This is a genomic window from Parabacteroides sp. D25, assembly GCF_000307475.1.
Taxonomy (GTDB): Bacteria; Bacteroidota; Bacteroidia; order Bacteroidales; family Tannerellaceae; genus Parabacteroides; species Parabacteroides distasonis.
The window spans coordinates 136077-161933 of the sequence record NZ_JH976509.1 but is presented as its reverse complement, the minus strand read 5'-3'; the positions used below and the strand labels follow the sequence as shown (position 1 = coordinate 161933).

Sequence of the window (25857 nt, the reverse complement as noted above, 5' to 3'; positions counted from 1 at the left end):
TATTAAGCTACTCGGGAAGTAGCTTAAAAGGTTGGAAAATGGTTATTACCCAGTTGTAGAGACGGGGCGTGCTCCGTCTCCCACCGTCTGACAGTAATTTAGAATACCATTTTGAGGGGATGAGACGGGGCACGCCCCGTCTCTACAAGAATGTATGTTCGATTTTTAGGAGGGACGTGATGATGTAGGAAATACGAGATCATTTCGTCTCTATTGCCATGTCTATGCACTAGGAATAAGAACGAAGATTTAAGGAGAATCAAGGTCGGAGCACAAACTAATGAACAAACTAAGCCTTATGATTGCTTGTTATTTGTTATTTTTTATTACTTTTGCGCCGTGAAAGAATACGCTACTTCCCGAGTAGCAAGCCTCTTACCCCACTTTGGGTATCGGTTTACACACGCTCTCAAAACAATTCCGGTTCACCTTCGATAAACGTTCCAACGAGAAGCTCTTCAAATAGATCTGTGTTGTCTTAATAGACTTATGCCCCAACAACTCACTGATAACCTCGATCGATACATCTTGTTCTTTCAAGAACGAGGCGAATGAATGACGGATCGTATATGAGGTGACCGGAAGCGTAACGCCCGTCGATCTCGCCAACGACCTCAAGTCACGGTTAAAGCGGGACAAGGTCCTGTTATATTCTTTGTAGGCTGCCTCACCGGTTCTCCTTCCACTCAAAAAAGGAAATAAATAAAGGGATTCCTTTGCCGTACAAGCGGACAACTCATCCAACAGCCGCAACGCCCCGGAGGGAATCTCCAGCTGTATGAGAGACCCGCTCTTTTGTCGGTGATACTGCAATATCCCATCCCGGATATTCTCCCATTTCAAATGCGCAAGATCCACAAACGCTATCCCGCTGAACGCGAACATCAACCGAACGGTCAACTGTACACGCCGCAAGGATTGATCCTCCAATTCAGCGTTAAACATACGCTCCAGCATCTCTTGCGGCAACGCCTTCTTCCGCTTGCTTTCAACGCCCGTGAAGACATCTTTGAACAGGTTGGGTACAAAGGGAGCCTCGTTCGCCTCCACGGCTAAGTTATAAATGTGACGAATCCGACGCATATAGGTAGACACCGTATTCAACGAACGGCCCTTGTCCAACAACCATGACTGATAGCACAAAAGCCTGTTCCTATTAATATAGGCATAAGGAATCGCCTCCATACCGCAAAAGCACTTGAACGAGTTCAAGGCATCTTGATAACTCTTCGCCGTGGAATACCGTTTTTTCTCACGCAGACAAGCCATGTAGATGGACAGGCCCATAACAAAATCTTCTTCTTTTTTCATATCTTCTCCTTAATAAAAAAGCCAAAAATACTACCTTTGTACACTATTAATTAAGTAAACCATATTTAGAGTAAAAACATTACCATGAAGAGATTTTGGAGTATTCCACTTATGCTCATGCTATTCGCATGCCAAACTCCCAAAGAGAGTAGAGAGGAATTATCGCTTGCCGGTTGCTGGGAATTACGATTGGATTCAACAGATGTCACCGAGCAAGTTCAATTACCGGGTACCACGGACACCAACCAAAAAGGATACCCTAACAATGATAAGGAGGAGACAACTCATTTGTCTAGGCCCTTCCGCTATCAAGGTAAGGCTTGGTATCAGAAAGAGATCACGATTCCAGAGAATTGGGAAGGCAAGAGCATTTGGTTAATCTTGGAGCGAACAAAACCGACCCAAATATGGGTAGATAGCATATATGTCGGTTCATCCGACCATATTTCCACCCCTCAAGAATACGATCTGTCCGCATATCTCCGGGCTGGGAAGCATCACTTGACTATTCTAGTCGATAACGGTTTGAGCGTTCCGCCCCAATTATTGGACAATTCACACGCTTATACGGAATCCACGCAGACAAACTGGAACGGTATTATCGGAGACCTGAAATTGGAAGCCCGTCCACAATTCCATATCCGCCGGATACAAGTATATCCACATGCGGATCAAAAAACGGTGGACGTAAAAATAAAGCTTTCAAATCCATTCGAGCAAATGATCGTAGCCGCCGTTCAAATAGAGATGGAGGCTTTCAACACAGGCTTAGAGCACCATATCAAATTCAATAAGAATATCGTAGTTCAACAAGACGAGATCATATTCCAAATACCGATGGGTGATGACGCCTTGGAATGGAGCGAGTTCTCCCCTACCCTGTATCGCTTGACCGCGAACATCCAAGGAGAGAATATCCAAGATAGCCAAAGTACTACTTTCGGATTAAGAGATTTCAAAGCAGAAGGAACACAATTCAACATCAACGGATTGACCACCTTCCTTCGTGGAAAACACGATGCTTGCGTATTTCCGCTTACAGGCCATGTACCGATGGATACCGCAGCATGGAGACGCTATTTCCGCATCGCCAAGGAATACGGTATCAATCATTGCCGTTTCCATTCATGGTGTCCTCCTAAAGCTTGTTTCGAGGCGGCCGATATCGAAGGTTTTTACCTCCAACCGGAACTACCTTTCTGGGGAAAGATGGAAAAGGGCGATACCACTTTGATCCATTTCCTCACCAAAGAAGGATTACAAATACAGGAGGCTTACGGGAATCACGCCTCTTTCGTCATGATGGCGATCGGCAACGAGCTTTCCGGGGATCAAGAAGCGATGGTAGACATGATCGCCCGTTTCCGTAGTGAGGACGGACGGCATTTATACGCATCTGGATCGAATGACTATCTAGGCTTCAACGGCCCTGCGGCGGGTGACGATTACTTCACGACCTGTCGAGTCCCCGGCGCTAACGTATTCAGCAACCATACCCGGGGTTCCTTCTCTTTCGCAGATGCGGAGGATGGCGGTTATATCAACCATACCTATCCAAACTCGGTCATGAATTTCGAATCCGCTATCGAACAATGTTCATTGCCTATCATCGGACATGAGACCGGGCAATTCCAATGTTATCCGAATTATGAGGAAATCAAGAAATATACCGGGGCACTAAAACCTTGGAATCTGGAGATATTCCGCAAACGACTGGGCGAGTCCGGTATGGCCGGACAAGCGGATGATTTCTTCAAGGCTTCCGGTAAATGGATGGCGCAACTTTACCGGGCCGAGATGGAAATGGCGTTCCGTACTCCGGGAATGGCCGGCTTCCAATTATTGGATTTACAGGATTATCCGGGACAGGGCACGGCGTTAGTCGGTATCTTGGACGCTTTTATGGATAATAAGGGCTTGATAACCGCCAAGGAATGGAAAGAGTCTTGCGATGATGTCGTATTACTGGCTCTCCTACCTAAATTCTGTTACTCTGGGAATGAGGCGCTCAAAGGCTCCATCAAGGTAGCGAACTATACACCTACCACTTTAAAAGGGAAACATCTAACTTGGACCTTGACGAATAGTCAAGATCAAGTAATCGCCCAAAACAACATACCGCTGCAAATCAATCAAGGTACGTTGGCCGAGGTAGGCCCATTAAATATCGCTTTACCTGCCATTCAAGAGGCTGAGACCTATACTTTACGGCTGGCGATCGAGGGCACGGATTATCACAATCATTATCCGTTATGGATTTATCCGGAACATAATAACGTGCAAATCCCTACGGATATCAATGTTATTAAGAAATGGGATAAACAGGCCGAGAACTTATTGGCGAACGGGGCGAAAGTATTGTGGTTCCCGGATGCCAAGACTTACAAGAACGTGACGGTAGAAGGATTATTCCAGACAGATTACTGGAATTACCGGATGTTTAAGTCCATCTGCGAATGGGTAAAGAAACCGGTCTCTCCGGGTACCCTCGGATTATTAATGAATCCCTCTCATCCGGTTTTCGCTCATTTCCCGACGGATTTCCATACAAACTGGCAATGGTTCACGATGATAAAGAATAGCCATCCGTTGATACTGGACCAGCTTCCGGATAATTACAGGCCAATCGTACAGGTGATCGATAACGTGGAGCGTAATCATAAATTAGGGATGATCCAAGAATTCAATGTCGGCCCGGGCAAGTTATTAATCTGTATGACAGACTTGGAAACCCAACAAGAATACCCGGAAGTCCGCCAATTATACCATAGCTTATTAAGTTATATGGATTCCTCCGAGTTCTCGCCTCAGATGACATTAACGCCCGCTCAATTGATTGAGTTATTCACGCATCAAGTCGGAGATTCGAAGATTAAGGAATTAGGGAATATCTCGTATGATGAGTAAGCGACCTCACTTTTGACGTATATTCACATAGAGACGCAGCGTGCTGCGTCTCTTTCCCTATAATATTCATAATCATCAAACAAGATAGTCTTTCGTAACGGAACGCTCGCAGGATAGTAACTCCTTGGGAGTACCACTAAACAAGATCTCACCCCCCATTAGTCCGCCTCCAGGACCTATCTCGATCACATAGTCCGCCGCTTTCAAGACATCCAGATTATGTTCGATCAAAAAGACACTATTGCCTTGATCTACCATAGAATCGAATAAGGAGATAATATGCCTGACATCTTTCACGTGCAAGCCATCCGTCGGCTCATCCAAGACAAAGACCTTGCTTTGGGTTCCTAGATAAGACGCCAGTTTCACCCGTTGCAACTCACCTCCCGATAATGTGGATAAGGCTTGGTTCAAATGCAAATACCCCAGACCAACCAGCATAAGCGGACGGAGTTTCTCCGCTATCACCGTTCCCGCAAAACGAAGGGAAGCCTTGCGGACTGTCAAGTCCATCACCTCGGCGATCGTAAGACCATCCACTGTATACCGCAAGGCTTCCGGGGAATAACGCAATCCTCCACAAGCCTCACAAACGGTCTCGATCGAATCCATAAAAGCCATATCAGACACGATCACGCCTTTTCCCCCACAAACCGGGCAACCGCCTTTTCCGTTAAACGTGAACATACTAAGCCCAGCCTTACTTTCCTTAGCGAAAAGTTTACGAATATCATCCGCAACTCCCAGATAAGTGGCCGGAGTGGAACGCAAGCTGATCCCGATATTCTTTTGGCTGATATAAATCACCTCCTCGGGGAAATCCCGGCGGAAGCATTCCATCAACGAGCTTTTCCCTGAACCGGCTACACCGGCGATCACCGCCAGTACTCCCATAGGAAGATCTACCGTCACGTCCTTCAAGTTATGAAGACGGGCATGCTTTACCGTAAACCAACCGGACGGGATCCGGAGGCTTTCCTTCAGAGGGGTATTTTCTCCTAGCATACGGCCGGTCAAGGTATCGCTACGGAGTAAGCCCGCATAATCTCCCTCGTACAAGATACGGCCGCCCTCCATACCCGAACCCGGCCCCATATCCACGATATGATCGGCGATCTGTATCATTTCCTTATGATGTTCCACCAGCAAGACCGTATTCCCATGATCCCGCAACTTTCGGACCGAGGCTTTCAATAAATGGATATCGTGGCTATGCAAGCCCACGCTCGGCTCATCCAACACATAAAGCATATCGGAAAGAGATGAGTTGATATATTTAGCGATCTTACAGCGTTGCGCCTCCCCGCCGGAAAGGGTTTCCATGGAGCGATCCAGCGTCAAATACCCCAAACCGATCTCCAATAAGGCGGATAACCGGCCTCCGATCGCCTGCTTCATGTCTTTCGCCAACGGGTCATCAATCTCCCGAAGCCAAGCGATTATCTCGGGGATCGCCATATGAGTTACTTCGGCTATATTTCTCCCGTTGATCCGGCAAGAAAGTACCTTATCGTTCAAGCGGGTCCCACCGCAATCCGGGCAGATTCCCATCGTAACCATCGGTTCCAAGACCTTTTGATGGATCTTCCCTTCCTCGGAATTGATGATGCTGCGATACATACGGGTTACCAAGCCCTCATATTTCGCCGTCTTCGGCCAGTCGGCAGGAGGATTCTTCAAACGGATTTGCGGGGAATAAAGGAATAAGCGCAACTCCTCCGGCGTATAATCCCGGATCTTCTTATCCAGATCGAAAAGGCCGCTGCAAGCATAACGTATCCATCGCCATTGGCCGGGCTGGAAGGTGACGTAATGGATCACGTCCTCATCGTTCAGGCATTTATCAAAATCAACCAGCTTATGCACGTCCAGCTCACGAATCTCCCCCAATCCGTCACAACGGGTACAACGGCCTTGCGGATGATTAAAGGAGAATGTATCCGAATATCCGACAAAGGGTTTGCCCACCCGTGAGAACAACAGACGGAGCAACGAATAGATATCCGTATAAGTCCCCACCGTAGAACGGGCGTTGGGAGCGGGCTTCCGCTGGTCTATCACGATAGCGACCGGCAGATTCCCGATCCGGTCTACATGCGGACGGCCATATTTGGGCAGGTATTGCTGCACGAAACTGGGGAACGTCTCATTCAACTCCCGACGTGAACTGGCGGCAATGGTATCCAATACCAACGACGATTTCCCGGAACCCGAGACCCCGGTGAATATAGTGATTTGCTTCTTCGGAATATCCAGAGAGATATGTTTCAAGTTATTCTCATAAGCTCCCTCGATCTTGATATATTCTTGATTTGACATAACCAATGACTTTAATGAACGAATGACAAAGATACGATCTAATCCTGTCTTTTTAATAGATATAAAGCGTATCTTGTAACACTACCTTTTGAGAGAGGTTACCAAGTAGAGGAAAGAGGATAGCTATATATGGCGCTTTTTACTCAAAAAGGCCGCTTTTTATACACGATAGGTCATGAAAGCCTACGCAACTAGTCGTGTTAGGCAACGCCAATAGTCACGTTGGGCATCGAAAGCAGTCATGAATAGGGTTATGAACTGTCATGAATAGGCATCATAACCCTATCATTTCCCCATCGTACCCCTATGAGATAGCCCAAACAACCCATAAGATATGAATTACGATGAACTAATTTCGCTAGAATGAAAGGCTGTTTTTTGACATCTATCTATTTAACAGACGATTACTGATTTTTTCTTGCGTATTTAGGAGCGAGCCGTACTTTGTCCCGGAAAAATCGATTCTCCGGGACTTAACTTTACAATTTGTCAATTTGATTATTCTGTCGAAAGACACCATCTTATTAAGGCATTTAATTCGTCGCATGGAAAGGAGCCTTGAATTCCGGACGGAGCGTACAGGTATCTTCCAATGGGAAATCCCGAGGGGCCTCTTGCGTCACTTCCCCGGTGGCTGCCCATTCAGCCCCTCTTAGTAAGGTTACCTGAAAACCCGTACACTCCATCGAGTAAATCATATTCGGGTCATTGCCGCAATGCCCCAACAGATCGACAAAGACACGCCCCTTCCCCCACTTCACCGTCCACATCAACGGTTCATGGCGTCCACGCTCATAAGCGGTAACCAATATCTCCACATTCCGTACCGGACCACGCAAGCGGGTATAAATCTCGTCCTTGAAATGTTTCCATCTTATAGGCAGACCTTTCAAAATAGGGTGCTCCGGCGCACGATGCTCTAGGATCGTCTCATGCTGCAAGCCATGATAACCCGCATGACCGGGTGTATAATCGTATACATATTTGCCCTCTTTCCAATACAGGTAAGGGCCGTCTTTCTCGTTCCGACCCTCCCAAGCTCCCATGCCGATTATCTCGTTGTACGCTTTCCAACCGGCCATAGGTACCACGGAGGAATGGATAATCACGACCCCACCACCATCCGCTACATAGTTCTCGAAAGCTTTTTGGACAGGCTCGGGCCAGACTTCACCTCCGTAATTAACAACAACCAAGTTATATTTAGCGAAATCGGGCTTAAAGGTATTTATATCTCCTCCGAAATCCGGGGTAAAGACGAAATCCACCTTAAACATTCCACTGTTCTCTAAGATCTGCTTCATGGCCTCGCAAGCACCTCGCCAATAATGACTGCCATCTTGCCCGGCGATCATCATCGTTTTTATCACCTTTTTCTGGGCGTAAGAGGTTGAGGCTGATAAGGCGCAACAGATAAGCGCTATAAAATAGATATACTTTCTCATGGTTGTTGGGGTTTAATGTTTTTACTCTCGGGGCTCCATTCGATACGGTCGTAGCAACGGGTGGTCCGCAAATTATATCCTCGCTCATCAACCGTAAACTTCCCATCCTTGAAATAATCGATATATAACTCGGAGATCCCGTCATTATTGCGATCCTCCACCGTAAGCGCATATTTATCCGTCACATAGATCTCATCCGATATATATTGGATCTCTTTCGTATAATTATCCACGATCACGTAATAAAACTTAAACAGGTCGAAAGTAGGGTAATGCCCATTATCCCGCCCGAAAAGCATGACCTCTTCCATAGCGGCATCATCATCCATATTCGCTAAAACGGATTGTTGAAACCAAAAGCCGTCTTTTTGCGCTTGCGGAGGAATCCGGTCCCAACCCTCTTGATGGGCTGTCACCCGGAATTGGGCATGGGCGCCCATACAAACGAAAAGTAGGAGAACCCAATAAATCAATCGTCTTATCATGTCTATCATTTTTAATTATTATTCATATTTATAAGGCACAAATGTAATGATATGTCTCTTATTGATTATATTTGTCTTGTATTAAATTCACCTTTAGTCTAAATATATTATGAGCGATCAACCAATAGATTTTACGCAACGTAACATAGCCATCGACATCCTCCGGGCCGTCACGATGTGCGTGATGATCTTCGAAAGCGTACATCAAATTAAAAATTTAAACATTAAAACATATCGCTATATGAAAAAGATTATCGGACTATTCTTGCTTATATGGGCTATAGGTTCAGCCCAAGTTTCCGCCCAATCAGAGACAAACCGTTTAGATAGTATCATGCCCGTACGAGGCTTGGCCATCGCCGCTCCATCCGCACAGAAGTTGGATCTATTCTTGAAGTTCGTCCAAGAGGAACTGGCTCCCAGTCATTTCAACTTGTTGATTCTACGGGTAGACTGGAATTATGCCTATGAGTCCCATCCAGAACTGAGGGATCCGACCCCACTCACACGAGAGGATGTGAAAAAGATCGTAAAGGTTTGCCGGGATAACGGAATACGTATCGCTCCCCAGATCAATCTCTTGGGGCATCAATCATGGGCTGAGACTACCTACGCTTTATTACGTGAGTATCCGGAGTTCGACGAGACGCCACACGTGGATACCAAGAACTATACGGGTTGGCCCAACTCAGACGGACTTTATTGTAAAAGTTACTGCCCGCTTCATCCGGAAGTACATAAAATCGTATTCGCTTTAGTAGACGAGTTGACGGATGTTTTCGAAACTCAATTATTCCATGCCGGAATGGACGAGGTCTTTTATATCGGACATGATAGTTGCGTCCGTTGCGGCGGACATGACAAGGCTGAGTTATATGCCGGTGAGGTCACTAAAATACAAAACCACTTAGCCTCACAAGGCAAACGATTGATGATATGGGGAGACCGCCTGATCGATGGCAAAACTACCGGGATCGGCGCTTGGGAAGCCAGCATGAACAATACCTACCGTGCGATCGACTTGATCCCGAAAGATGTTTTTATCTGCGACTGGCATTATGAGCGTGCCGAGCAAACCGCTGTTTACTTTGCCATGAAAGGCTTCGACGTTGCTACTTGCCCTTGGCGTAAACCTCAGATAGCGCTTCAACAGGTAGATGATATGATCCATTTCCGCCAGCATTCAAATCCGGAAATGTCTCGCCATTTCCAAGGAATTATCGAGACAGTCTGGTCCGGTGCAGACAGTTTCCTTGAGGCCTATTATAACCCGACTACCTATAAGCAAGAGGTCTCAGACGCTGTCACGGTCAAGAAACTAATCGAGAAATATAAGACCTTGGAGAATCGGTGAATGTAATTTAGGTCATAATTCCTGTAATCCATCTACAAAAGTTTCTCCGGATTTCATCGATCTTTGCCGTTGCAATCGAAAAGGAATAAACAAACCAAGAAGTAGAACTTATTAAAATAGCAATTATGACACTAAACGAATTCTTGAAGTATGTAGAGACAAGAAAGCCTCTTAAAGGAGACGAGATCCATCAGTTTATGAACAAGATGAGCGATGAGGCCAGACGCATGACATTCGAGTTAAACGGCTCATATCACGCTCCCGAGGAAATCCGTGAGCTGTTATCCCGCTTGTTTAATAAGCCGGTCGATCCGTCTTTTCGTGTATTCCCCCCGTTCTATACGGATTTCGGAAAGAATATCACGGTAGGCAAGAACGTTTTCATCAACGCTTGCTGTCATTTTCAAGATCATGGCGGGGTGACACTGGGTGACGGTTGCCAGATCGGGCATAACGTGGTCTTTGCCACCCTCAACCACGGCTTCGCCCCCGAGGACCGGAGCACTACCTACCCTGCCCCGATCGTTCTGAAGAAGAATGTCTGGGTAGGCTCGAACGCAACGATCCTATCCGGCGTAACCATTGGCGAGAACGCTATAGTCGGAGCCGGCTCGGTAGTTACTAAAGATGTACCGGACAATGCCATCGTGGGAGGTGTTCCCGCCAAGGTCATAAAATACATCCAATAGCCCGTAACACAGATTACGACATCTGGGATTTCCGATATTCATTCGGGGTACACCCCACGGTCTTCTTGAATATGCGGCTGAAATGCTGGGAGTATTGGAATCCTAGGTCGTAAGCGATTTGGCTGACGGTCTTGTTTGTCCCTAATATCCATTCTTTCGCTAAGGAAATAATCCGGTCTTGTATATTTTCTTGGGCAGTTTTCCCTGTCTCTTTCTTGATCAGATCACCGAAATAGTTCGGGGACAAACAAATCTTCTCGGCGAAATACCGTACAGTAGGTAGCCCCTCCTGTCTTAACAGATCGCTTTGCAGGTATTCATCCAGTAATCGTTCGAACCTCACCAACACATCCTTATTCGTCTCCGCACGGGTCGTAAACTGACGGTCATAAAAACGCAGGCAATAATCGAGCAGCAACTCGATATTCATCGCGATCAGCCGTTTGCTATGCTTGTCGATGGAGTGCTCCAACTCGATCTGGATTTTCCTCAGGCAATCCACGAAGATCCCCTTCTCTTCCTCAGAGAGATGTAACGCCTCGTTTGATTCATAGGAGAAGAAAGAATAACGCTTGATGTCCCGTCCCAAAGCCGTACCACGGATCAAGTCCGGATGGAAAAGCAACCCATGCGCCAAAGGCCGGGTCCCATCCTTAAGCTCAATACCCGTCACCTGCCCGGGAGCGAATCCTACTACGGTTCCTTCTTGATAATCATAATATTGCCTCCCATACCGAATATCCCCGCATTTCGTATCTTTCAGGAAAAGTCCGTATATACCATAATTAACCCGGAAATTAGTAGGCCATGTCTCGGACTTGGATAAATCTACCACGCTCACCAATGGGTGCAACGTCTCCAAGCCAAACATCTTGTTGTATTGATCGACGGTATCGATCTTTATTAGATTCTCCATAAGGCTATCTGTTTTATTGGTCTCAAAGATAAACATTCCAAATATAACAACCTCATGCCATCAGGCAAAATCCATAGAACCGGATGATATCGTATTAAAATATGTATTAAAGGAAAATTTAAAAAGAGGAAGGAGAAATAAAAAGCGGTCTGGACGGGACTCGAACCCGCGACCCCATGCGTGACAGGCATGTATTCTAACCAGCTGAACTACCAGACCAAAATGTTATTCTTTATCGCTATTCCGTTGAATTGCGGTGCAAAGATAGGTGGATTTTTTGAATTAGCAATAGTTTAGGATGAAAAAATTAGAACAAATCGATAAATTTCATACTTTTGTCCCCATATATAATTAACACTAGCATGAAAAATACTCCTGTAGACTATCAGACAGCCAGACGGATTATCGATGGCTTTGGACTTCCCGATTTTGGGAAAGCGACTATCCGGGAGGTAGTTGCCATATCCACGCAATTGGAACAAGAAACGGGAACCGAGTTCATCCATATGGAAATGGGCGTACCGGGCTTGAAAGCCGCTCAAGTAGGCGTAGACGCTGAGATCGAAGCCCTTCGTAACGGTATAGCGTCTATCTACCCGAACATCAACGGAACTCCCGAAGTGAAAAAGCAAGCTTCCCGCTTTATCAAGGCGTTTATAAATATAGATATAGACCCAGAGTGTTGCGTACCCGTAACCGGTTCCATGCAGGGCACATACGCCTCTTTCCTTACGGCCGGACAATGTACGCCGGGAAAAGACACCATCTTGTTTATCGACCCCGGATTCCCCGTGCAGAAACAGCAAATAGCCGTTATGGGCTATAAATATGAGTCGTTCGACGTATACGAATATCGTGGCGAGCGATTGCGTGAGGCCTTGGAAGCGCATCTTTCCAAAGGCAATATTGCTGCGATGATCTATTCCAACCCGAACAATCCGGCTTGGTTTTGCCTCACCGACGAGGAGTTGAAGATCATCGGCGAGATGGCCAACAAATACGACGTGATCGTCATAGAAGATCTCGCCTATTTTGCCATGGATTTTCGCAAGGACCTCGGATGTCCTTTCGAGCCTCCTTACCAAGCGAGCGTAGCCCGTTATACCGATAATTATATCATGCAGATATCCGGCTCTAAGGCGTTCAGCTATGCCGGACAGCGTATCGGCGTGACAGCGATCTCCAATAAACTTTACCATCGCTCCTATCCGGGATTGACTCAGCGTTATGGAGGTGGTACGTTCGGTACGGTATATATCCACCGTGTCTTATACGCCCTATCTTCCGGAACCAGCCACTCGGCCCAATTCGCCTTAGCCGCTATGTTCAAGGCCGCCGCGGACGGTACGTTCGACTTTGTCTCGCAAGTGAAAGAATACGGACGTCGTGCGGAGAAACTAAAGAAGATTTTTACGGATCATGGTTTCACAATCGTTTATGATCACGATCTGGACCAACCGATAGCCGACGGCTTCTATTTCACGATCGGTTACCCGGGAATGACCGGCGGACAATTGATGGAAGAACTGGTTTATTACGGAGTAAGCGCCATATCTTTAAGTACCACAGGCAGTAACCAACAAGGACTACGGGCTTGTACCTCTTTCATAAAAGATCACCAATATGATTTGCTGGACGAAAGACTGAGATTATTCGAGGAAAATCATCAAGCATAAATTAACAATAAGCCCGGTCGATTCACGTTTATTAACTTGAATCCCGGGCTTTTCATTTGCTTCTTATTAAAAAACGCCTTATATTGTCGGTGAATTAGTAACAACCTAACATTCACGATCATGGCATCTTATAAAAATATATTTAAAATAACACATAACGATGTCCTTCCTATTCAAGGAAGTATTCTGATTGCCGAGCCTTTTTTACAAGATGCCTATTTCCAACGTTCCGTCGTATTATTAATAGAGCATACGGAACACGGATCGATGGGATTTGTCTTGAATAAAAAAACGGATCTTATCGTAAACTCTTTTTTCAAGGAGTTTGCCGAATTTCCGGAGATACCGATTTATCTGGGGGGGCCGGTCAGCCCCAACCGTTTGTTCTTTATTCATTCCTTAGGGGATAATATCATTCCGGACGCATTAAAGATCAATGATTATTTATATTTCGACGGGGATTTCAACGCATTGAAACGATACATCCTCAACGGGCACCCAATCAATGGGAAAGTGAAGTTTTTCTTGGGATACTCCGGATGGACCGAAGGGCAATTAAACCATGAAATCAAACGGAACTCGTGGGCCGTAAGCCATATCACCACCGATAATATCTTGTCTGCCGACGGGGAGGGCTATTGGAAAGATTCCGTAGAATTATTAGGCAATGATTATAAAACTTGGACAAAATATCCGAAGGACCCGTATTTAAATTAACTGCATTATGCAGACATCGGAATAACCATCCGGTGTCCTGATCCAGTCCTTAAGCGTCCCCGCCTCGACAAATCCCAGACGGGTAAATAATTTCTTGCTAGGCTCGTTCGCCACGGGAATATGCACATAAAGTTGATGAAGCTTCAAAAACGTATAAGCGTATTCCATCAATAGCCTTAACGCTTCCGTAGCGAAGCCACGTCCTTGATACCTACGGTCCAGCATAATACCGCAAGCCGCCCGATTCGGATGCGGCTCAAAATCGAATAAATCCACGATCCCCACGGAAGTCCCCGTATCGCATTCCTCGATCATGAAGCGAAGTTGGCGAGACTCATAGATACTCCGGTCGCTACCCGCTATATATTCCTTCAATATATAACGGGAATAGGGCGCCAAGGTATTCCCTACTTCCCATAACTCCGGATCATTCTCCCAACGATACAACAACTCCAGATCCTCTGGTTCCAATGCCCTCAAACGGACTCTATCATTCGACAACAACATATTTACTCAAGGATTACTTAAACAAGCCGACCACTCTTCTTCGTATATATATGGAAAACCGCTTTCTTGTTCACGAGCTTGTCCATGAACAAGAGCATCTGCTCATAGCGGGCATCGGGGAAGCAGAAAGCGTAGTCCGTAAAGCCTTTCATCTGGTTCTTGCGACAGATAGCATCCATCACACGCTCCACGTCCAAATCCCAGAGATTCACGAATTCCAGATCCGGCATAGCTTTCAGGCAAACGGCCTTTACCTCCTCAAAATGATCCTCCCTGCACAAGATCAAAAGGCGGCGATGCTTAACCGCTTTAGCCTTCTTGCGTAGAGGGGCTGAAATCATCGCCCAGCAAGCTTTCAGCAGGACAGCTAACCGGATCAGTATCCGCATCAACCAACCGGCTCCCGGATAATATTTCTTATAGAAAATCAACATGGCACCGTAAAAAGCCCTTATGTACCTCAAGTCACCATGCTTCGTACTCTCCCCCTTATAATGCAGGATCCGTTCCGGCACGTACAAGTTCTTATAGCCTCCCAACACGATCCGATAAGACAAATCGATATCCTCCCCATACATGAAGAACGACTCATCTAACAAGCCAACCTTATCCAACGCCTCATGGCGAAGCAACATGAACGCACCCGCCAGCACCTCCACCTTATGCGTCTGCTCTTTATCCAGATACGGCAGGCTATAACGTGCGAATGCCGGAGAGTTAGGAAACAGCTTTGAAAGGCCGAATATCTTGCAGAACGACACCCAAGGCGAAGGGAAAGCCCGTTTGCTCTCCGGCAAGAATACCCCGTGCCCATTCAGCATCTTCACGCCGATAGCTCCGATCTCCGGATCCTCATCCATTTGGAAGCACAGGCTGCGGAGGCTCTCCTCTCCCACCACGGTATCGGGATTCAGCAATAACACGTATTCCCCGGTGCACTGGCGAATCGCCTGATTATTGGCCTTGGCGAAACCGGGATTATCTTTATTCTCGATGAAAACCACTTCCGGGAACTTAGGCCGGAGATATTCGACAGATCCATCCGTCGAGTTATTATCCACCACGAACACCTCGGCGTCCATCCCCGTTACGGCGGCACGGACAGAATAGAGGCATTGCTCCAGAAAATACTTCACGTTATAGTTAACGATGATAACGGACAACTTGGTTTCTTCGTAGGTCATTCCGGATATTAATTATGAGTTATGATTATGAATTAGAAGAGGTGAGATTGAACTCAGTACGATTGATAATGGATCGTCCTAAGGTGATCTCGTCGGCATACTCGATCTCATCACCGATAGATACGCCACGTGCGATGACACTGATCCTCACATCGTAACCGGATAGCTTCCGGTAAATAAAAAAGTTAGTCGTATCGCCTTCCATGGTAGTGCTCAACGCCAAGATGATCTCTTTCACCTCACCTTCGGCCACACGTCGCACCAGACTGTCGATACGCAAGTCGCTCGGTCCGATACCATCCATCGGCGAGATGATCCCGCCCAACACATGGTATACGCCACGGAATTGCCCGGTATTCTCTATCGCCATCACCTCCTTGATATTCTCTACCACGCAAACCAAGGAATGGTCACGGCTGGGGTTGGCGCAAATAGAGCAAACCTCATCATCACATATATTATGGCAGATCTTGCAGTACTTCACGTCTCGACGGAGGGCAACCAAGGCCGCGGCGAAGTTTTCCGTATAGCCGACGTCCCGGCGCAACATATAAAGCGCTAGCCGGAGCGCTGTCTTCCTCCCCACCCCCGGCAAGGAAGCCAATTCATTCACGGCATTTTCCAACAAGGCTGAAGGATATCTTTGATTCATCTACTTTCTGTATTTGACTACAAAAATAGAAAGAATTTACGAATTAACGATAAACCTCAAATTATTTACTCGGCTTCTCCCCCATCCCATTCAAGTCGCACATCTCTTGCTTGATATGTACAACTATAACTGCTCTAGGTATAATTGTTCATGTCCTCAAGTAATAAACATTCTTTTTGCCATATACAAACATACTTGCTACTTGATCTATTTCCAAATGATCGCCGTGGGATGTACAGACCACGACGTGATTTGTATATTCCACGACTTGGTCTGTACAGATCACGCCGTGGTTTATAGAATTATACAGCATGCGAACAAGAATTCATACGCTACTGGGTAAGAATTCATATAGATAATTTGGGTACGGTTGCCCTAACTATTCTAAAGAATCCTTGCATGTCTCAGCCAGAAAACATAAATTTGTCACCCAACACCCGTTTGGTGGAGCTATTACGAACTAATAATCTAACATTTTAATATCGTGAAACCAGAAAATGAAGAAAAGGTAACCGGGCTGCCAGAAAACGCCTACCGAGAATTAAAAGAAGGGGAAAGCTACAAGCCTCTTATGTCTCCCAACAAACACTATCCGGAGGTTACGCTTTGGTCCGTCCTTTGGGGATTGGTCATGGCGGTGATATTCAGCGCGGCGGCCGCTTATCTGGGCCTGAAGGTCGGTCAGGTATTCGAGGCCGCCATCCCGATCGCTATCATCGCCGTAGGGTTGTCCAGCGGATTCAAGCGGAAGAACGCCTTGGGAGAGAACGTCATCATCCAGTCTATCGGGGCCAGTAGCGGCGTGATCGTGGCGGGGGCCATTTTCACCTTGCCCGCCCTTTATATCCTGCAAGACAAATATCCGGAGATCACGGTCAATTTCTTCGAGGTTTTCATGAGTTCCTTGTTAGGAGGTATCATCGGGATCTTGCTATTAATCCCGTTCCGTAAATATTTCGTATCCGATATGCACGGTAAGTATCCCTTCCCGGAGGCTACGGCTACCACGCAAGTACTCGTCTCCGGCGAGAAAGGCGGAAGCCAAGCGAAGCCCTTGATCTTCGCCGGATTAATCGGAGGTTTGTACGACTTCATCATCGCCACCTTCGGTTGGTGGGGCGAGACGATCAGTACCCGTATCGTCGGAGCCGGTGAGATGCTGGCAGAGAAGGCCAAGATCGTATTGAAAGTCAATACGGGCGCTGCCGTACTAGGTCTGGGTTACATCATCGGATTAAAATATTCCTTGATCATCTGCGCCGGTTCATTCTTGGTATGGTTGGTAATCATCCCCGCCATGTCCGCCATTTTCAGCGCCGACGTGCTTACGTTCGGAAATGACGCTATCACGGCGACCGTCGGGAGCATGAGCGCCGAGCAAATCTTCACCACCTACGCCCGCCACATCGGTATCGGAGGTATCGCTACCGCCGGGGTGATCGGCATCATCAACTCTTGGGGAATCATCAAGGGAGCCGTAGGCTTGGCGGCGAACGAGTTGAAAGGAAAAGGAGACGCTGTGGAGAGTAATACCATACGTACGCAAAAGGATTTGTCGATGAAGGTGATAACGATCGGTATCATCGTATCGCTGATCGTCACCTTCCTGTTCTTCCAGTTCGGCGTACTTCATAATTGGTTCCATGCCGCCATCGGCTTATTGCTGGTCGGGGTGATCGCTTTCCTGTTTACGACCGTAGCGGCAAACGCTATCGCTATCGTAGGGACGAACCCGGTATCGGGCATGACGCTCATGACGTTGATCCTCGCCTCCATCATCTTGGTCGCCGTAGGGTTGAAAGGGCCGGCCGGCATGGTATCCGCCCTGATTATCGGAGGCGTGGTTTGTACAGCGCTTTCCATGGCGGGAGGTTTCATTACCGACTTAAAGATCGGCTATTGGCTGGGGAGCACACCCGCCAAGCAAGAGACTTGGAAATTCTTAGGCACACTAGTTTCCGCCGCTACGGTAGGAGGCGTGATCTTGATATTGAACCAGACGTACGGTTTCACGACCGGACAATTGGCCGCTCCGCAAGCGAACGCTATGGCCGCCGTTATCGAGCCATTGATGAGTGGTTCGGGGGCACCTTGGGCTTTATACGCAATTGGAGCCGTCCTCGCCGTCGTATTGAACTTCTGCAAGATACCGGCGTTGGCATTCGCCTTGGGTATGTTTATCCCTTTGGACCTGAATACGCCGCTTTTGATCGGTGGAGCGATCAGTTGGTACGTAGGAAGCCGTAGCAAAGACCAAAGCTTGAACTCAGCCCGCTTGGAGAAAGGTACGTTACTGGCTTCCGGCTTTATCGCCGGCGGCGCCTTGATGGGCGTGGTCAGCGCAGCCTTACGTTTCGGCGGAATCAACTTGATGAACGAGGAATGGGCATCTAGCAATGCCGCCGAGATACTGGCGGTTGTCATGTACCTTGTCATGATCGCTTACCTCACATTTAATTCCCTGAACGCAAAAAAAGAATAGAATAAAGGAATAAGGATATGGAAGCACCTGTAATCAATGTGGGAATCATGACCCACAAAGCAATCTCATTTGTTTTTAACGAGGAGTATGTACATACGGAAACCGGCACGTTCACCATAGGCGAGCAACGTGCCCTCTGGGTAAACGGCAAGATCGTGTACAATGGGAAGCTTTATCAGGAGCTATTCTTCGAGCCGACCAGCCCGCAATCCTCTTTCGACTTGAAGGCGGTCACGATCGGCGTGGATTTTCACTGGCAACGACAGGAGGATCAACGCTTCAAGGGAGCGTTGAACCTCGTGGCGACCGATAAAGGTATCGTCACGATCAACCAAGTGGACGTGGAGGAATACCTTACCAGCGTAATCTCCTCGGAGATGAGCGCCAACGCTTCCAAAGAGTTGCTGAAAGCCCATGCCGTGATCTCGCGAAGCTGGCTCTTGGCACAGGTCGAGAAGAATTTCAACTTGAACGGATCGGTTACGCCCTATAAAAGTTGTTACCGCAACAACGAGACCTTGATCCGCTGGTACGACCGGGAGGACCATGATCTGTTCGATGTCTGTGCCGACGACCATTGCCAGCGTTACCAAGGTATTACCCGGGCATCGAACCCGATAGTCAGGGAGGTGATCAAAGAGACACGTGGAGAGGTATTGATGGATAACGATACGATCTGCGACGCCCGCTTCTCGAAATGCTGCGGAGGCGTGACCGAGAAATTCGAGAATTGCTGGGAACCGGTTCCCCACTCCTATCTTACCGCCTTGAGGGATGACGAGGTTCCCTCCTATCCCGACTTGACGGACGAGCGGGAAGCGGAACAATGGATACGTACCTCACCCGAAGCCTTCTGTAATACAACGGACAAGGAGATCCTTAGCCAAGTGCTAAACAACTACGATCAAGAGACCTCGGATTTCTACCGTTGGAAAGTAGAATACACGCAAGAGGAACTATCGGGTTTGATCCACCGGAAAACGGGTATGGATTTCGGGCCGATCATCGATCTCATACCGTTGGAAAGAGGTTCGTCCGGACGTATCACGAAACTCAAGATCGTAGGGGTACGCCGTTCGTTCACCATCGGCAAAGAGCTTGAGATACGCCGGACATTATCCGAGACGCATCTATACAGCTCGGCCTTTGTTGTCGATAAGAAGGATATCCGCCTTGATATCCCCTCCCGCTTCATCTTGACAGGAGCCGGATGGGGACATGGCGTAGGGCTTTGCCAGATCGGAGCCGCCGTGATGGGAGCCAAAGGATATTCGTACCGGAAAATCCTCACGCATTATTTCCCCGGAGCCTCTATTGAGAAAAGGTATTAAACAAGGGTGTCCAGATTTTGGACACCCTTGTCCAATTATTGGACACTCATAAACAATCGTACGCCACTCACCCCTCTGTTTTTCAACCACATAAACACAATGGCACGGTATTTGATTTTATCTTACCAGAAAATAATACAATAACAATATGAAAAACATCGGGATCGCAATTCGCTCCCTTTTTAAGAGAGGGCAACACAATGTAATGAAGATTATCTCCTTGGGTATAGGACTGACCATCGGCTTGGTGCTGATCGCTAAAGTCCACTTCGAGAACACCTACGATAACTTCTATCCGAACGGAGACCGGATCTATCGAGTATATGAGAAATTTTTCATGAACGGGGAAGTGGGCGACCACGGGCAAACGCCCGCCGGAGTAATCCCCCTCTTGAAACAAGAGACACCAGAGATCGAGGCCGCCACACGCTATACGTACTTCCGGGGAAACTCCCCTTTTACGATGTCCGACAACAAGCATCGGCTCAAAGCGACCTTCATCCTAGCGGACAGTTGTCTTTTCGACGTATTGCCCCGCCCCATGCTCATCGGAGACCCTAAGCAAGTTCTCTCCCAACCCATGTACGTGCTCGTATCCGACGAGATCGCCGAACGTATCGGCGGTAACGTGATGGGAAAACGCTTCGAGATTGACGACGCACCGGGACAAGCCCTCACGATAGGCGGCGTATTCAAGAAACTACCGGACAACACCGAACAGAGTTATGACATTATCGTATCCCTTTCCTCCATCAGCAAGTTCATGTGGGACGGAACCCATATGTTAACCGGAAACGACCGTTACCAAAGTTTCGTCAAGGTATCGCCGGGTACGACAGAGGCCCAATTGGAAGCGGGAATGAGACAGATGATCGACAAGCATTTCCCCGTAAACGACCTTAAGAAAGCCGGCGTGGAACTGACCTTCACCTTCCACAAACTACTCAACGTACATATGGAGGACGATATGGCCAAACGTATGGCCTTGATCCTCTCGTTCATCGCCTTCGTATTGATCTTCACCGCCGTAATGAACTATATATTGATCGTGATCTCCTCCATCGTGAACCGCACGAAAGAGATGGCCGTACGCAAATGTTACGGGGCGAGCGGTAAGGATATCCAAGGTATGGCGTTGTCCGAGGTAGGGACCCACGTCACCGTCGCGCTAGCGCTGGTCGTACTTTTGATCCTAGGATTTCAAGGAATTATAAAGGAGCTGATCGGCACGGGAGTCCGATCGTTATTCCTATCCACGGGTATGTGGGCGATATGCCTCACGGTCATAGTCGTACTGATCTCTACGGGCATAGCTACCGGCTGGTTCTTAGGACGCATTCCTGTAGCGGCTGTTTTCCGGAGCATCCGTGAGGCACGCCGCCTTTGGAAATTGGGACTCTTGTTCTTCCAGTTCACGGCAATCAGCTTCCTCGCCTCCTTATTGCTAGTGGTAGGCAAGCAATACGACCATATGGTGAATGATCATCCGGGATACAATCCCGAGAATCTTGCCTATGTGTATATCGGTGCCGTAGACTCCACGGGGCGTGCCAAACTGATCGAGGAAACCCAGAGATTGCCCGAGGTAGACGCCATCACGACTTGCTATAACCTTCCTTTCTGGGGAGCCTCGGGCAATAACGTCTATCTTCCGGGAGACGACCGGGAACTATTCAACATCGCCGACCTCTACGACGTAGGAAACGATTACCTGAACGTATTGGAAATCCCGATCGTAGAAGGACAGTACTTCACCGAGAATACCACCTCCTCGCAAGAGATACTGGTGAGCCGCAATTTCATTGAATACATGAAACCTTTCGCCGACTGGAAGGATGGAGCCGTGGGCAAGACGGTACAAATAACCGGACACGATACCAAGTCCGAGTCGATGCCTCTCTTCACGATCCGGGGCGTATTCGAGGATTTCCGCCTAGGTTCCATAGCGGGAGAAGATCCGCGAGCCAAGATCATGTTCTATACGAAAGGGGCGGCCCAACATATGGTCATTCGGTACCATAGCCTTTCTTCCGAGGCCCTACGCAAGACACAGGATCTAATGGGGCAACTCATCCCGGATAAAGAACTCAACGTGATCTCCTTCAAGAGCGAGATGCTGGAAGGATACACCTCCTCCCGGAAATTCCGTGATTCCGTCATGATCGGTGGCATCGTCACCTTGCTGATCGTCTTCATCGGATTGATCGGATACACGAACGACGAGGTGAACCGTCGCCGGAAAGAAATGGCGATCCGTAAGATTAACGGAGCCACGGTAAAAGACATACTCCATATTTTCTTGAAAGATATCATCACCATGGCATTGCCGGCCATCTTACTTGGTTGCGGTATCGCTTTCTATATCTCCCAAAAATGGCAAGAACAATTCTCGGAAAAGATCCAGCTATCCTGGTATCTATTCGTGGGAGGAGGCGTATTGGTACTCACCGTCATACTGGCGGTTTCCGGATATAACGTATTCCGTACCACCCACGACAATCCCGTAAACAACCTCAAGTCTGAATAAATCAAAAGGGCCGCATCTTATCCGGACGGCGGCCCTTTGACTTAATGTTTACCTATTTCCCGGTTATGATGAACAACCGGTTCGCTTTCACTCTCACGAGCTATTACTATGACACAAAGGTAGGCCGAAGGTTTAAAACGATCAAAAAGAATTCGACGAATCAGGCGTTTTCCTCGGTGAATCCCGTTATTTTTCCTACTTTTGTCCCTATTAATACATACAACCATGGGACTGAAAAAACAATTCGTATCAGCGATTTTGCTAGGCAGCGCACTAATCGCTCCCCTATTCGCGCAAGATATCGCCACCCCGTCCAGCTCGATAGACACTTTAGCCATTTTCTCATTCAACGATTTCCATGGGGCTTTCGCCTCCGACGGGATCACGCCGGGAGCCGCCCGGTTGGTACAAATGACACAAAACGAGAAACAACGCTATCCGCATTCCATCGTTGTCTCAGGCGGAGATAATTTCAGCGGAAGCTATTTCTCCAAGATCACGAAAGGCGAGCCTATCAAAGAGATGTACGAGGCGATGGACGTGGAAATGTCCGCCATCGGTAACCACGAGTTCGACTGGGGGTTTCCTTATCTAGTGGACACCGCCGCCTTGAATATCCCCCATGTGGCCGCCAATATCACCGAAGAGAAGAGATATACTCACCCCGACTGGTTGAGTCCCTACCGTATCGTAGAGCGTAAGTTGAAAGATGGCTCCTCCCTGCGCATAGCCTTCATCGGACTGACCACGACGGACACCTACGTCAAGACCAAGCCGGAGAACCTGAAAGGGCTTCAGTTCACGCATCCGCTGGGAGCGGTGTGCATACAAACCGTCTACCAGTTAAAGAAAGAGGACCAGATCGATATGATTATCCTCTTGATGCACATCGGCACGGATATGAAAATGCCTTACCGCATCACCGAGGAGAACGCCCAAGGACTGCCGTTCATCGATAAGGTAGACGCCATCATATCCGCCCACTCGCATGAGCTGGTGCTCGATAAGATCAATAACATCCCCATCATCCAAGCCGGAGTAAACGGTACCCATATCGGGAAACTGCTGTTCCAGATACAGGATTTCAACGGACACCGGGATATCTCTTTCATCCAAGGGGATACCGTGCGTGTAGCCTGCGAGGAGAACCCGGAGATGCGAGAGGCCGTGGAGAAGATCATGGATAAATATCGGCTGAACGAGAAACTTGCCACGGCAAAAGAGGCCTTGATCCACGACCGTACCATCAATAAGTTCGACTATACGCCTATCGGGGCGTTGGTCACGGCCGCATACGCCCAGCGTTTCCAAAAAGAGATGCCCGCTTACAAGGATCAGCCGGTGATCGGCGTAAACCATTACGGAGGTATACGTGCGGCCCTCCCGAAAGGAGATATCACCCGACTGCGTGCCGGCAACATCTTGCCTTTCGGCTCCGCTATCGTTGCCTATCGTTTCGACGGCAAGCGGTTGAAGAAGCTATTGGAGGATGGACGGAAGAATCCGAACGGTTTCCTTCAATCCTCCGACCTCACGCTTACCCTAAGCGGAAATAAGATCGAGAAAATAGTCTATACGAGAGACGGGCAAAAGACCGAGATCGAGGACAATACCCCTTGCGTGGTGACCCTAGACGCTTTCATCACCGATGGCGGAGACGGGTACGACGCCTCTTTATTCAAGGGCTACGAGATCCCGGAATTCGATAATTTAGGTATCATATCGACCGACGCTTTCATGGACTACCTAAAGGGCATCAAGAAACCCATCACGGTAGAATCCACGCATATGCCCGTTATTTCAAAGTAAAGCCGTATCTTTGTGGAGAAAAAGAAAGAAGTTAGCAATACATGAACAGCTATATCATCCTTTTTATTATCGCTGCCTATTTCACCGTCTTGCTGCTGATAGCATGGATCACGGGGCGTAATAACAGCAACGAGGCATTCTTCCTCGGGGACAGGAAATCACCTTGGTATATCGTCTCTATCGGCATGGTAGGGACATCCTTATCGGGGGTGACGTTCGTATCGGTACCCGGCATGGTGCGGGCGATCGATATGACGTATATGCAGACTGTATTAGGCTTCTTCGTGGGATATATCATTATAGCCAAGGTATTGCTACCGCTATACTATAAGTTGCAGCTTACCTCCATCTACTCGTATCTGGATGACCGGATCGGGAGAAGGGGGTACAAGACAGGGGCCTCATTCTTCCTGCTCTCGAAGATCATAGGGGCGGCCGCACGCTTATATCTAGTGGTCTTGATCTTGCAAACCTACGTGTTCAACGCTTGGAACATCCCATTCGCCGTGACCGCTATCCTCAGTATCCTGCTGGTATGGCTATATACGTTCCGGAGCGGTATCAAGACGATCATCTGGACAGATACGTTGCAGGCCCTTTGTCTCGTGGCAATGTTGATCGTGATCATCTGGCAGGTGAAGGACAAGATGGGACTGGATTTCGGGGATATGGCGCAGACCTTGGTGGAAAGCCCTCATTTCCGGATCTTTGAGTTCGGCGATTGGCATAGTACGCAGAACTTCTTCAAGCAGTTCTTCAGCGGTATCTTTATCACGATCGTCATGACCGGGCTGGATCAGGACATGATGCAAAAGAACCTCTCCTGCAAGAGCTTGAAGGATGCCCAGAAAAACATGTACACATATGGCTTCGCCTTCACGCCGGTCAACTTCTTGTTTCTCGCACTGGGGGTACTGCTACTGACATTGGCGGCACAGCAGAACATCCAGTTGCCAACCCTCAACGACGATATCCTCCCGATGTTTTGTACCTCGGGGATCTTGGGCGGGAGTATCTTGATCTTCTTTACGATCGGTATCATAGCGGCGGCTTTCAGTAGCGCCGACTCGGCGTTGACAGCGCTCACCACCTCTTTTTGCGTGGATATCCTCGGCGTGCAGAGAGAGGAAGCGAAAAGGGCGAAACGTACCCGCCTAAAGGTACACGTGATGATATCCGTCTTGTTCGTCTTGATCATCTTGGCGTTCAAGGCCGTAAATAACCGAAGCGTTATCGACGCGATCTACATGATAGCGTCGTACACGTATGGTCCTCTATTGGGGCTGTTTGTTTTCGGGCTTTTCACGAAGCGGAAACCCCGTGACAAATACGTGCCCTATATCTGTATAGCCTCCCCGTTGATTTGCCTTGCCACGGATTTCTTAGTGAAACAATACGTAGGCTATACGTTCGGCTACGAGATGCTTATGGTAAACGGAGGCATCACGTTCGCCGGGCTGTGGCTTTCGGCAATTGAAAATGGAAATTTGAAAATTGAGAATTAAACCTAGCCATTATTCAATACTCATTATTCATTAATTTATAT

The 25857-nt window shown here is 48.0% G+C and carries 18 protein-coding genes and 1 tRNA gene; 10 read left to right on the top strand and 9 right to left on the bottom strand.

All coding sequences use genetic code 11. The features are described from left to right. Nucleotides 1-375: 375 nt before the first annotated feature. Nucleotides 376-1311, bottom strand: a complete 936-nt coding sequence (locus tag HMPREF0999_RS20130; protein WP_009276769.1) for a tyrosine-type recombinase/integrase — start codon at nt 1309-1311, stop codon at nt 376-378. An 84-nt stretch (nt 1312-1395) separates the two neighbouring features. Between HMPREF0999_RS20130 and HMPREF0999_RS20125 the strand changes: the two genes are divergently transcribed. Next, nucleotides 1396-4218, top strand: coding sequence for a sugar-binding domain-containing protein (locus tag HMPREF0999_RS20125; protein WP_008780437.1), 2823 nt, complete (start codon nt 1396-1398; stop codon nt 4216-4218). A gap of 75 nt (nt 4219-4293) precedes the next feature. Here HMPREF0999_RS20125 and HMPREF0999_RS20120 read toward each other — a convergent pair whose 3' ends face one another. The 3 genes from HMPREF0999_RS20120 to HMPREF0999_RS20110 form a co-directional block, all read right to left on the bottom strand. After that, complete coding sequence (locus tag HMPREF0999_RS20120) at nt 4294-6537, bottom strand: ATP-binding cassette domain-containing protein (RefSeq protein ID WP_009276768.1); 2244 nt, start codon at nt 6535-6537, stop codon at nt 4294-4296. Nucleotides 6538-7070: 533 nt separating this feature from the next. After that, nucleotides 7071-7982 (bottom strand): ThuA domain-containing protein, encoded by a 912-nt coding sequence (locus tag HMPREF0999_RS20115; RefSeq protein WP_009276767.1) that lies wholly within the window; start codon nt 7980-7982, stop codon nt 7071-7073. Further along, nucleotides 7979-8476 carry a hypothetical protein gene (locus HMPREF0999_RS20110; RefSeq protein ID WP_009017861.1) on the bottom strand — a complete coding sequence of 166 codons (498 nt, stop codon included), beginning with the start codon at nt 8474-8476 and terminating at the stop codon, nt 7979-7981. The genes HMPREF0999_RS20115 and HMPREF0999_RS20110 overlap by 4 nt, the downstream gene beginning before the upstream one ends. 100 nt (nt 8477-8576) lie before the next feature. Between HMPREF0999_RS20110 and HMPREF0999_RS20105 the strand changes: the two genes are divergently transcribed. Both HMPREF0999_RS20105 and HMPREF0999_RS20100 read left to right on the top strand, forming a co-directional pair. Next, a complete protein-coding gene (locus tag HMPREF0999_RS20105; RefSeq protein ID WP_010184305.1) occupies nt 8577-9821 on the top strand; it encodes a family 20 glycosylhydrolase in 1245 nt (414 codons plus the stop codon). 125 nt (nt 9822-9946) lie between these two features. Continuing rightward, nucleotides 9947-10510 (top strand): sugar O-acetyltransferase, encoded by a 564-nt coding sequence (locus HMPREF0999_RS20100; RefSeq protein ID WP_008771860.1) that lies wholly within the window; start codon nt 9947-9949, stop codon nt 10508-10510. Between the two features lie 13 nt (nt 10511-10523). Here the strand turns inward: HMPREF0999_RS20100 and HMPREF0999_RS20095 are convergent, their stop codons facing one another. Both HMPREF0999_RS20095 and HMPREF0999_RS20090 read right to left on the bottom strand, forming a co-directional pair. Beyond that, a complete protein-coding gene (locus tag HMPREF0999_RS20095) occupies nt 10524-11426 on the bottom strand; it encodes a helix-turn-helix domain-containing protein (protein WP_005856223.1) in 903 nt (300 codons plus the stop codon). 145 nt (nt 11427-11571) lie between these two features. Then, nucleotides 11572-11645: transfer RNA gene (locus HMPREF0999_RS20090), tRNA-Asp, on the bottom strand. 143 nt (nt 11646-11788) lie between these two features. Here HMPREF0999_RS20090 and HMPREF0999_RS20085 point away from each other — a divergent pair. After that, the gene (locus tag HMPREF0999_RS20085; RefSeq protein ID WP_005856221.1) at nt 11789-13102 is read left to right on the top strand and encodes a pyridoxal phosphate-dependent aminotransferase; all 1314 of its coding nucleotides are present in this window, start codon (nt 11789-11791) and stop codon (nt 13100-13102) included. Nucleotides 13103-13222: 120 nt separating this feature from the next. Then, nucleotides 13223-13819: a YqgE/AlgH family protein gene (locus HMPREF0999_RS20080; RefSeq protein WP_009276766.1), complete on the top strand. Its 597-nt coding sequence runs from the start codon at nt 13223-13225 to the stop codon at nt 13817-13819. On the opposite strand, the gene HMPREF0999_RS20075 is transcribed toward HMPREF0999_RS20080, so the two are convergent. The 3 genes from HMPREF0999_RS20075 to recR are packed head-to-tail and all read right to left on the bottom strand — an operon-like array spanning nt 13811 to nt 16162. Next, nucleotides 13811-14326, bottom strand: a complete 516-nt coding sequence (locus HMPREF0999_RS20075; protein WP_005856217.1) for a GNAT family N-acetyltransferase — start codon at nt 14324-14326, stop codon at nt 13811-13813. The two genes, HMPREF0999_RS20080 and HMPREF0999_RS20075, sit on opposite strands and share 9 nt — an antisense overlap. Before the next feature lie 17 nt (nt 14327-14343). After that, on the bottom strand, nt 14344-15510 hold the full coding sequence (locus HMPREF0999_RS20070; protein ID WP_005856215.1) for a glycosyltransferase family 2 protein: 1167 nt from the start codon (nt 15508-15510) through the stop codon (nt 14344-14346). A 25-nt stretch (nt 15511-15535) separates the two neighbouring features. Next, on the bottom strand, nt 15536-16162 hold the full coding sequence (gene recR, locus HMPREF0999_RS20065; RefSeq protein ID WP_009276765.1) for a recombination mediator RecR: 627 nt from the start codon (nt 16160-16162) through the stop codon (nt 15536-15538). Between the two features lie 484 nt (nt 16163-16646). On the opposite strand from recR, the gene HMPREF0999_RS20060 reads away from it, so the two are divergent. The 5 genes from HMPREF0999_RS20060 to HMPREF0999_RS20040 all read left to right on the top strand — a co-directional run bounded on the left by HMPREF0999_RS20060 (nt 16647) and on the right by HMPREF0999_RS20040 (nt 25816). After that, nucleotides 16647-18644 carry an OPT family oligopeptide transporter gene (locus HMPREF0999_RS20060; RefSeq protein WP_008771855.1) on the top strand — a complete coding sequence of 666 codons (1998 nt, stop codon included), beginning with the start codon at nt 16647-16649 and terminating at the stop codon, nt 18642-18644. A gap of 17 nt (nt 18645-18661) precedes the next feature. After that, nucleotides 18662-19975, top strand: coding sequence for a SpoIID/LytB domain-containing protein (locus HMPREF0999_RS20055; RefSeq protein WP_005856209.1), 1314 nt, complete (start codon nt 18662-18664; stop codon nt 19973-19975). A 148-nt stretch (nt 19976-20123) separates the two neighbouring features. Continuing rightward, nucleotides 20124-22502: an ABC transporter permease gene (locus HMPREF0999_RS20050; protein WP_009276764.1), complete on the top strand. Its 2379-nt coding sequence runs from the start codon at nt 20124-20126 to the stop codon at nt 22500-22502. 225 nt (nt 22503-22727) lie between these two features. Then, the gene (locus tag HMPREF0999_RS20045) at nt 22728-24311 is read left to right on the top strand and encodes a bifunctional metallophosphatase/5'-nucleotidase (protein ID WP_009276763.1); all 1584 of its coding nucleotides are present in this window, start codon (nt 22728-22730) and stop codon (nt 24309-24311) included. 41 nt (nt 24312-24352) lie between these two features. Continuing rightward, on the top strand, nt 24353-25816 hold the full coding sequence (locus HMPREF0999_RS20040; protein WP_009276762.1) for a sodium:solute symporter: 1464 nt from the start codon (nt 24353-24355) through the stop codon (nt 25814-25816). The last annotated feature ends 41 nt before the right edge of the window (nt 25817-25857 follow it).

Excerpts from the sequence above, each read along its gene's own strand:
- HMPREF0999_RS20130 (WP_009276769.1), bottom strand. The coding sequence starts at position 1,311 with ATGAAAAAAGAAGAAGATTTTGTTATGGGCCTGTCCATCTACATGGCT.
- HMPREF0999_RS20125 (WP_008780437.1), top strand. The coding sequence starts at position 1,396 with ATGAAGAGATTTTGGAGTATTCCACTTATGCTCATGCTATTCGCATGC.
- HMPREF0999_RS20120 (WP_009276768.1), bottom strand. The coding sequence starts at position 6,537 with ATGTCAAATCAAGAATATATCAAGATCGAGGGAGCTTATGAGAATAAC.
- HMPREF0999_RS20115 (WP_009276767.1), bottom strand. The coding sequence starts at position 7,982 with ATGAGAAAGTATATCTATTTTATAGCGCTTATCTGTTGCGCCTTATCA.
- HMPREF0999_RS20110 (WP_009017861.1), bottom strand. The coding sequence starts at position 8,476 with ATGATAGACATGATAAGACGATTGATTTATTGGGTTCTCCTACTTTTC.
- HMPREF0999_RS20105 (WP_010184305.1), top strand. The coding sequence starts at position 8,577 with ATGAGCGATCAACCAATAGATTTTACGCAACGTAACATAGCCATCGAC.
- HMPREF0999_RS20100 (WP_008771860.1), top strand. The coding sequence starts at position 9,947 with ATGACACTAAACGAATTCTTGAAGTATGTAGAGACAAGAAAGCCTCTT.
- HMPREF0999_RS20095 (WP_005856223.1), bottom strand. The coding sequence starts at position 11,426 with ATGGAGAATCTAATAAAGATCGATACCGTCGATCAATACAACAAGATG.
- HMPREF0999_RS20085 (WP_005856221.1), top strand. The coding sequence starts at position 11,789 with ATGAAAAATACTCCTGTAGACTATCAGACAGCCAGACGGATTATCGAT.
- HMPREF0999_RS20080 (WP_009276766.1), top strand. The coding sequence starts at position 13,223 with ATGGCATCTTATAAAAATATATTTAAAATAACACATAACGATGTCCTT.
- HMPREF0999_RS20075 (WP_005856217.1), bottom strand. The coding sequence starts at position 14,326 with ATGTTGTTGTCGAATGATAGAGTCCGTTTGAGGGCATTGGAACCAGAG.
- HMPREF0999_RS20070 (WP_005856215.1), bottom strand. The coding sequence starts at position 15,510 with ATGACCTACGAAGAAACCAAGTTGTCCGTTATCATCGTTAACTATAAC.
- recR (WP_009276765.1), bottom strand. The coding sequence starts at position 16,162 with ATGAATCAAAGATATCCTTCAGCCTTGTTGGAAAATGCCGTGAATGAA.
- HMPREF0999_RS20055 (WP_005856209.1), top strand. The coding sequence starts at position 18,662 with ATGGAAGCACCTGTAATCAATGTGGGAATCATGACCCACAAAGCAATC.
- HMPREF0999_RS20050 (WP_009276764.1), top strand. The coding sequence starts at position 20,124 with ATGAAAAACATCGGGATCGCAATTCGCTCCCTTTTTAAGAGAGGGCAA.
- HMPREF0999_RS20045 (WP_009276763.1), top strand. The coding sequence starts at position 22,728 with ATGGGACTGAAAAAACAATTCGTATCAGCGATTTTGCTAGGCAGCGCA.
- HMPREF0999_RS20040 (WP_009276762.1), top strand. The coding sequence starts at position 24,353 with ATGAACAGCTATATCATCCTTTTTATTATCGCTGCCTATTTCACCGTC.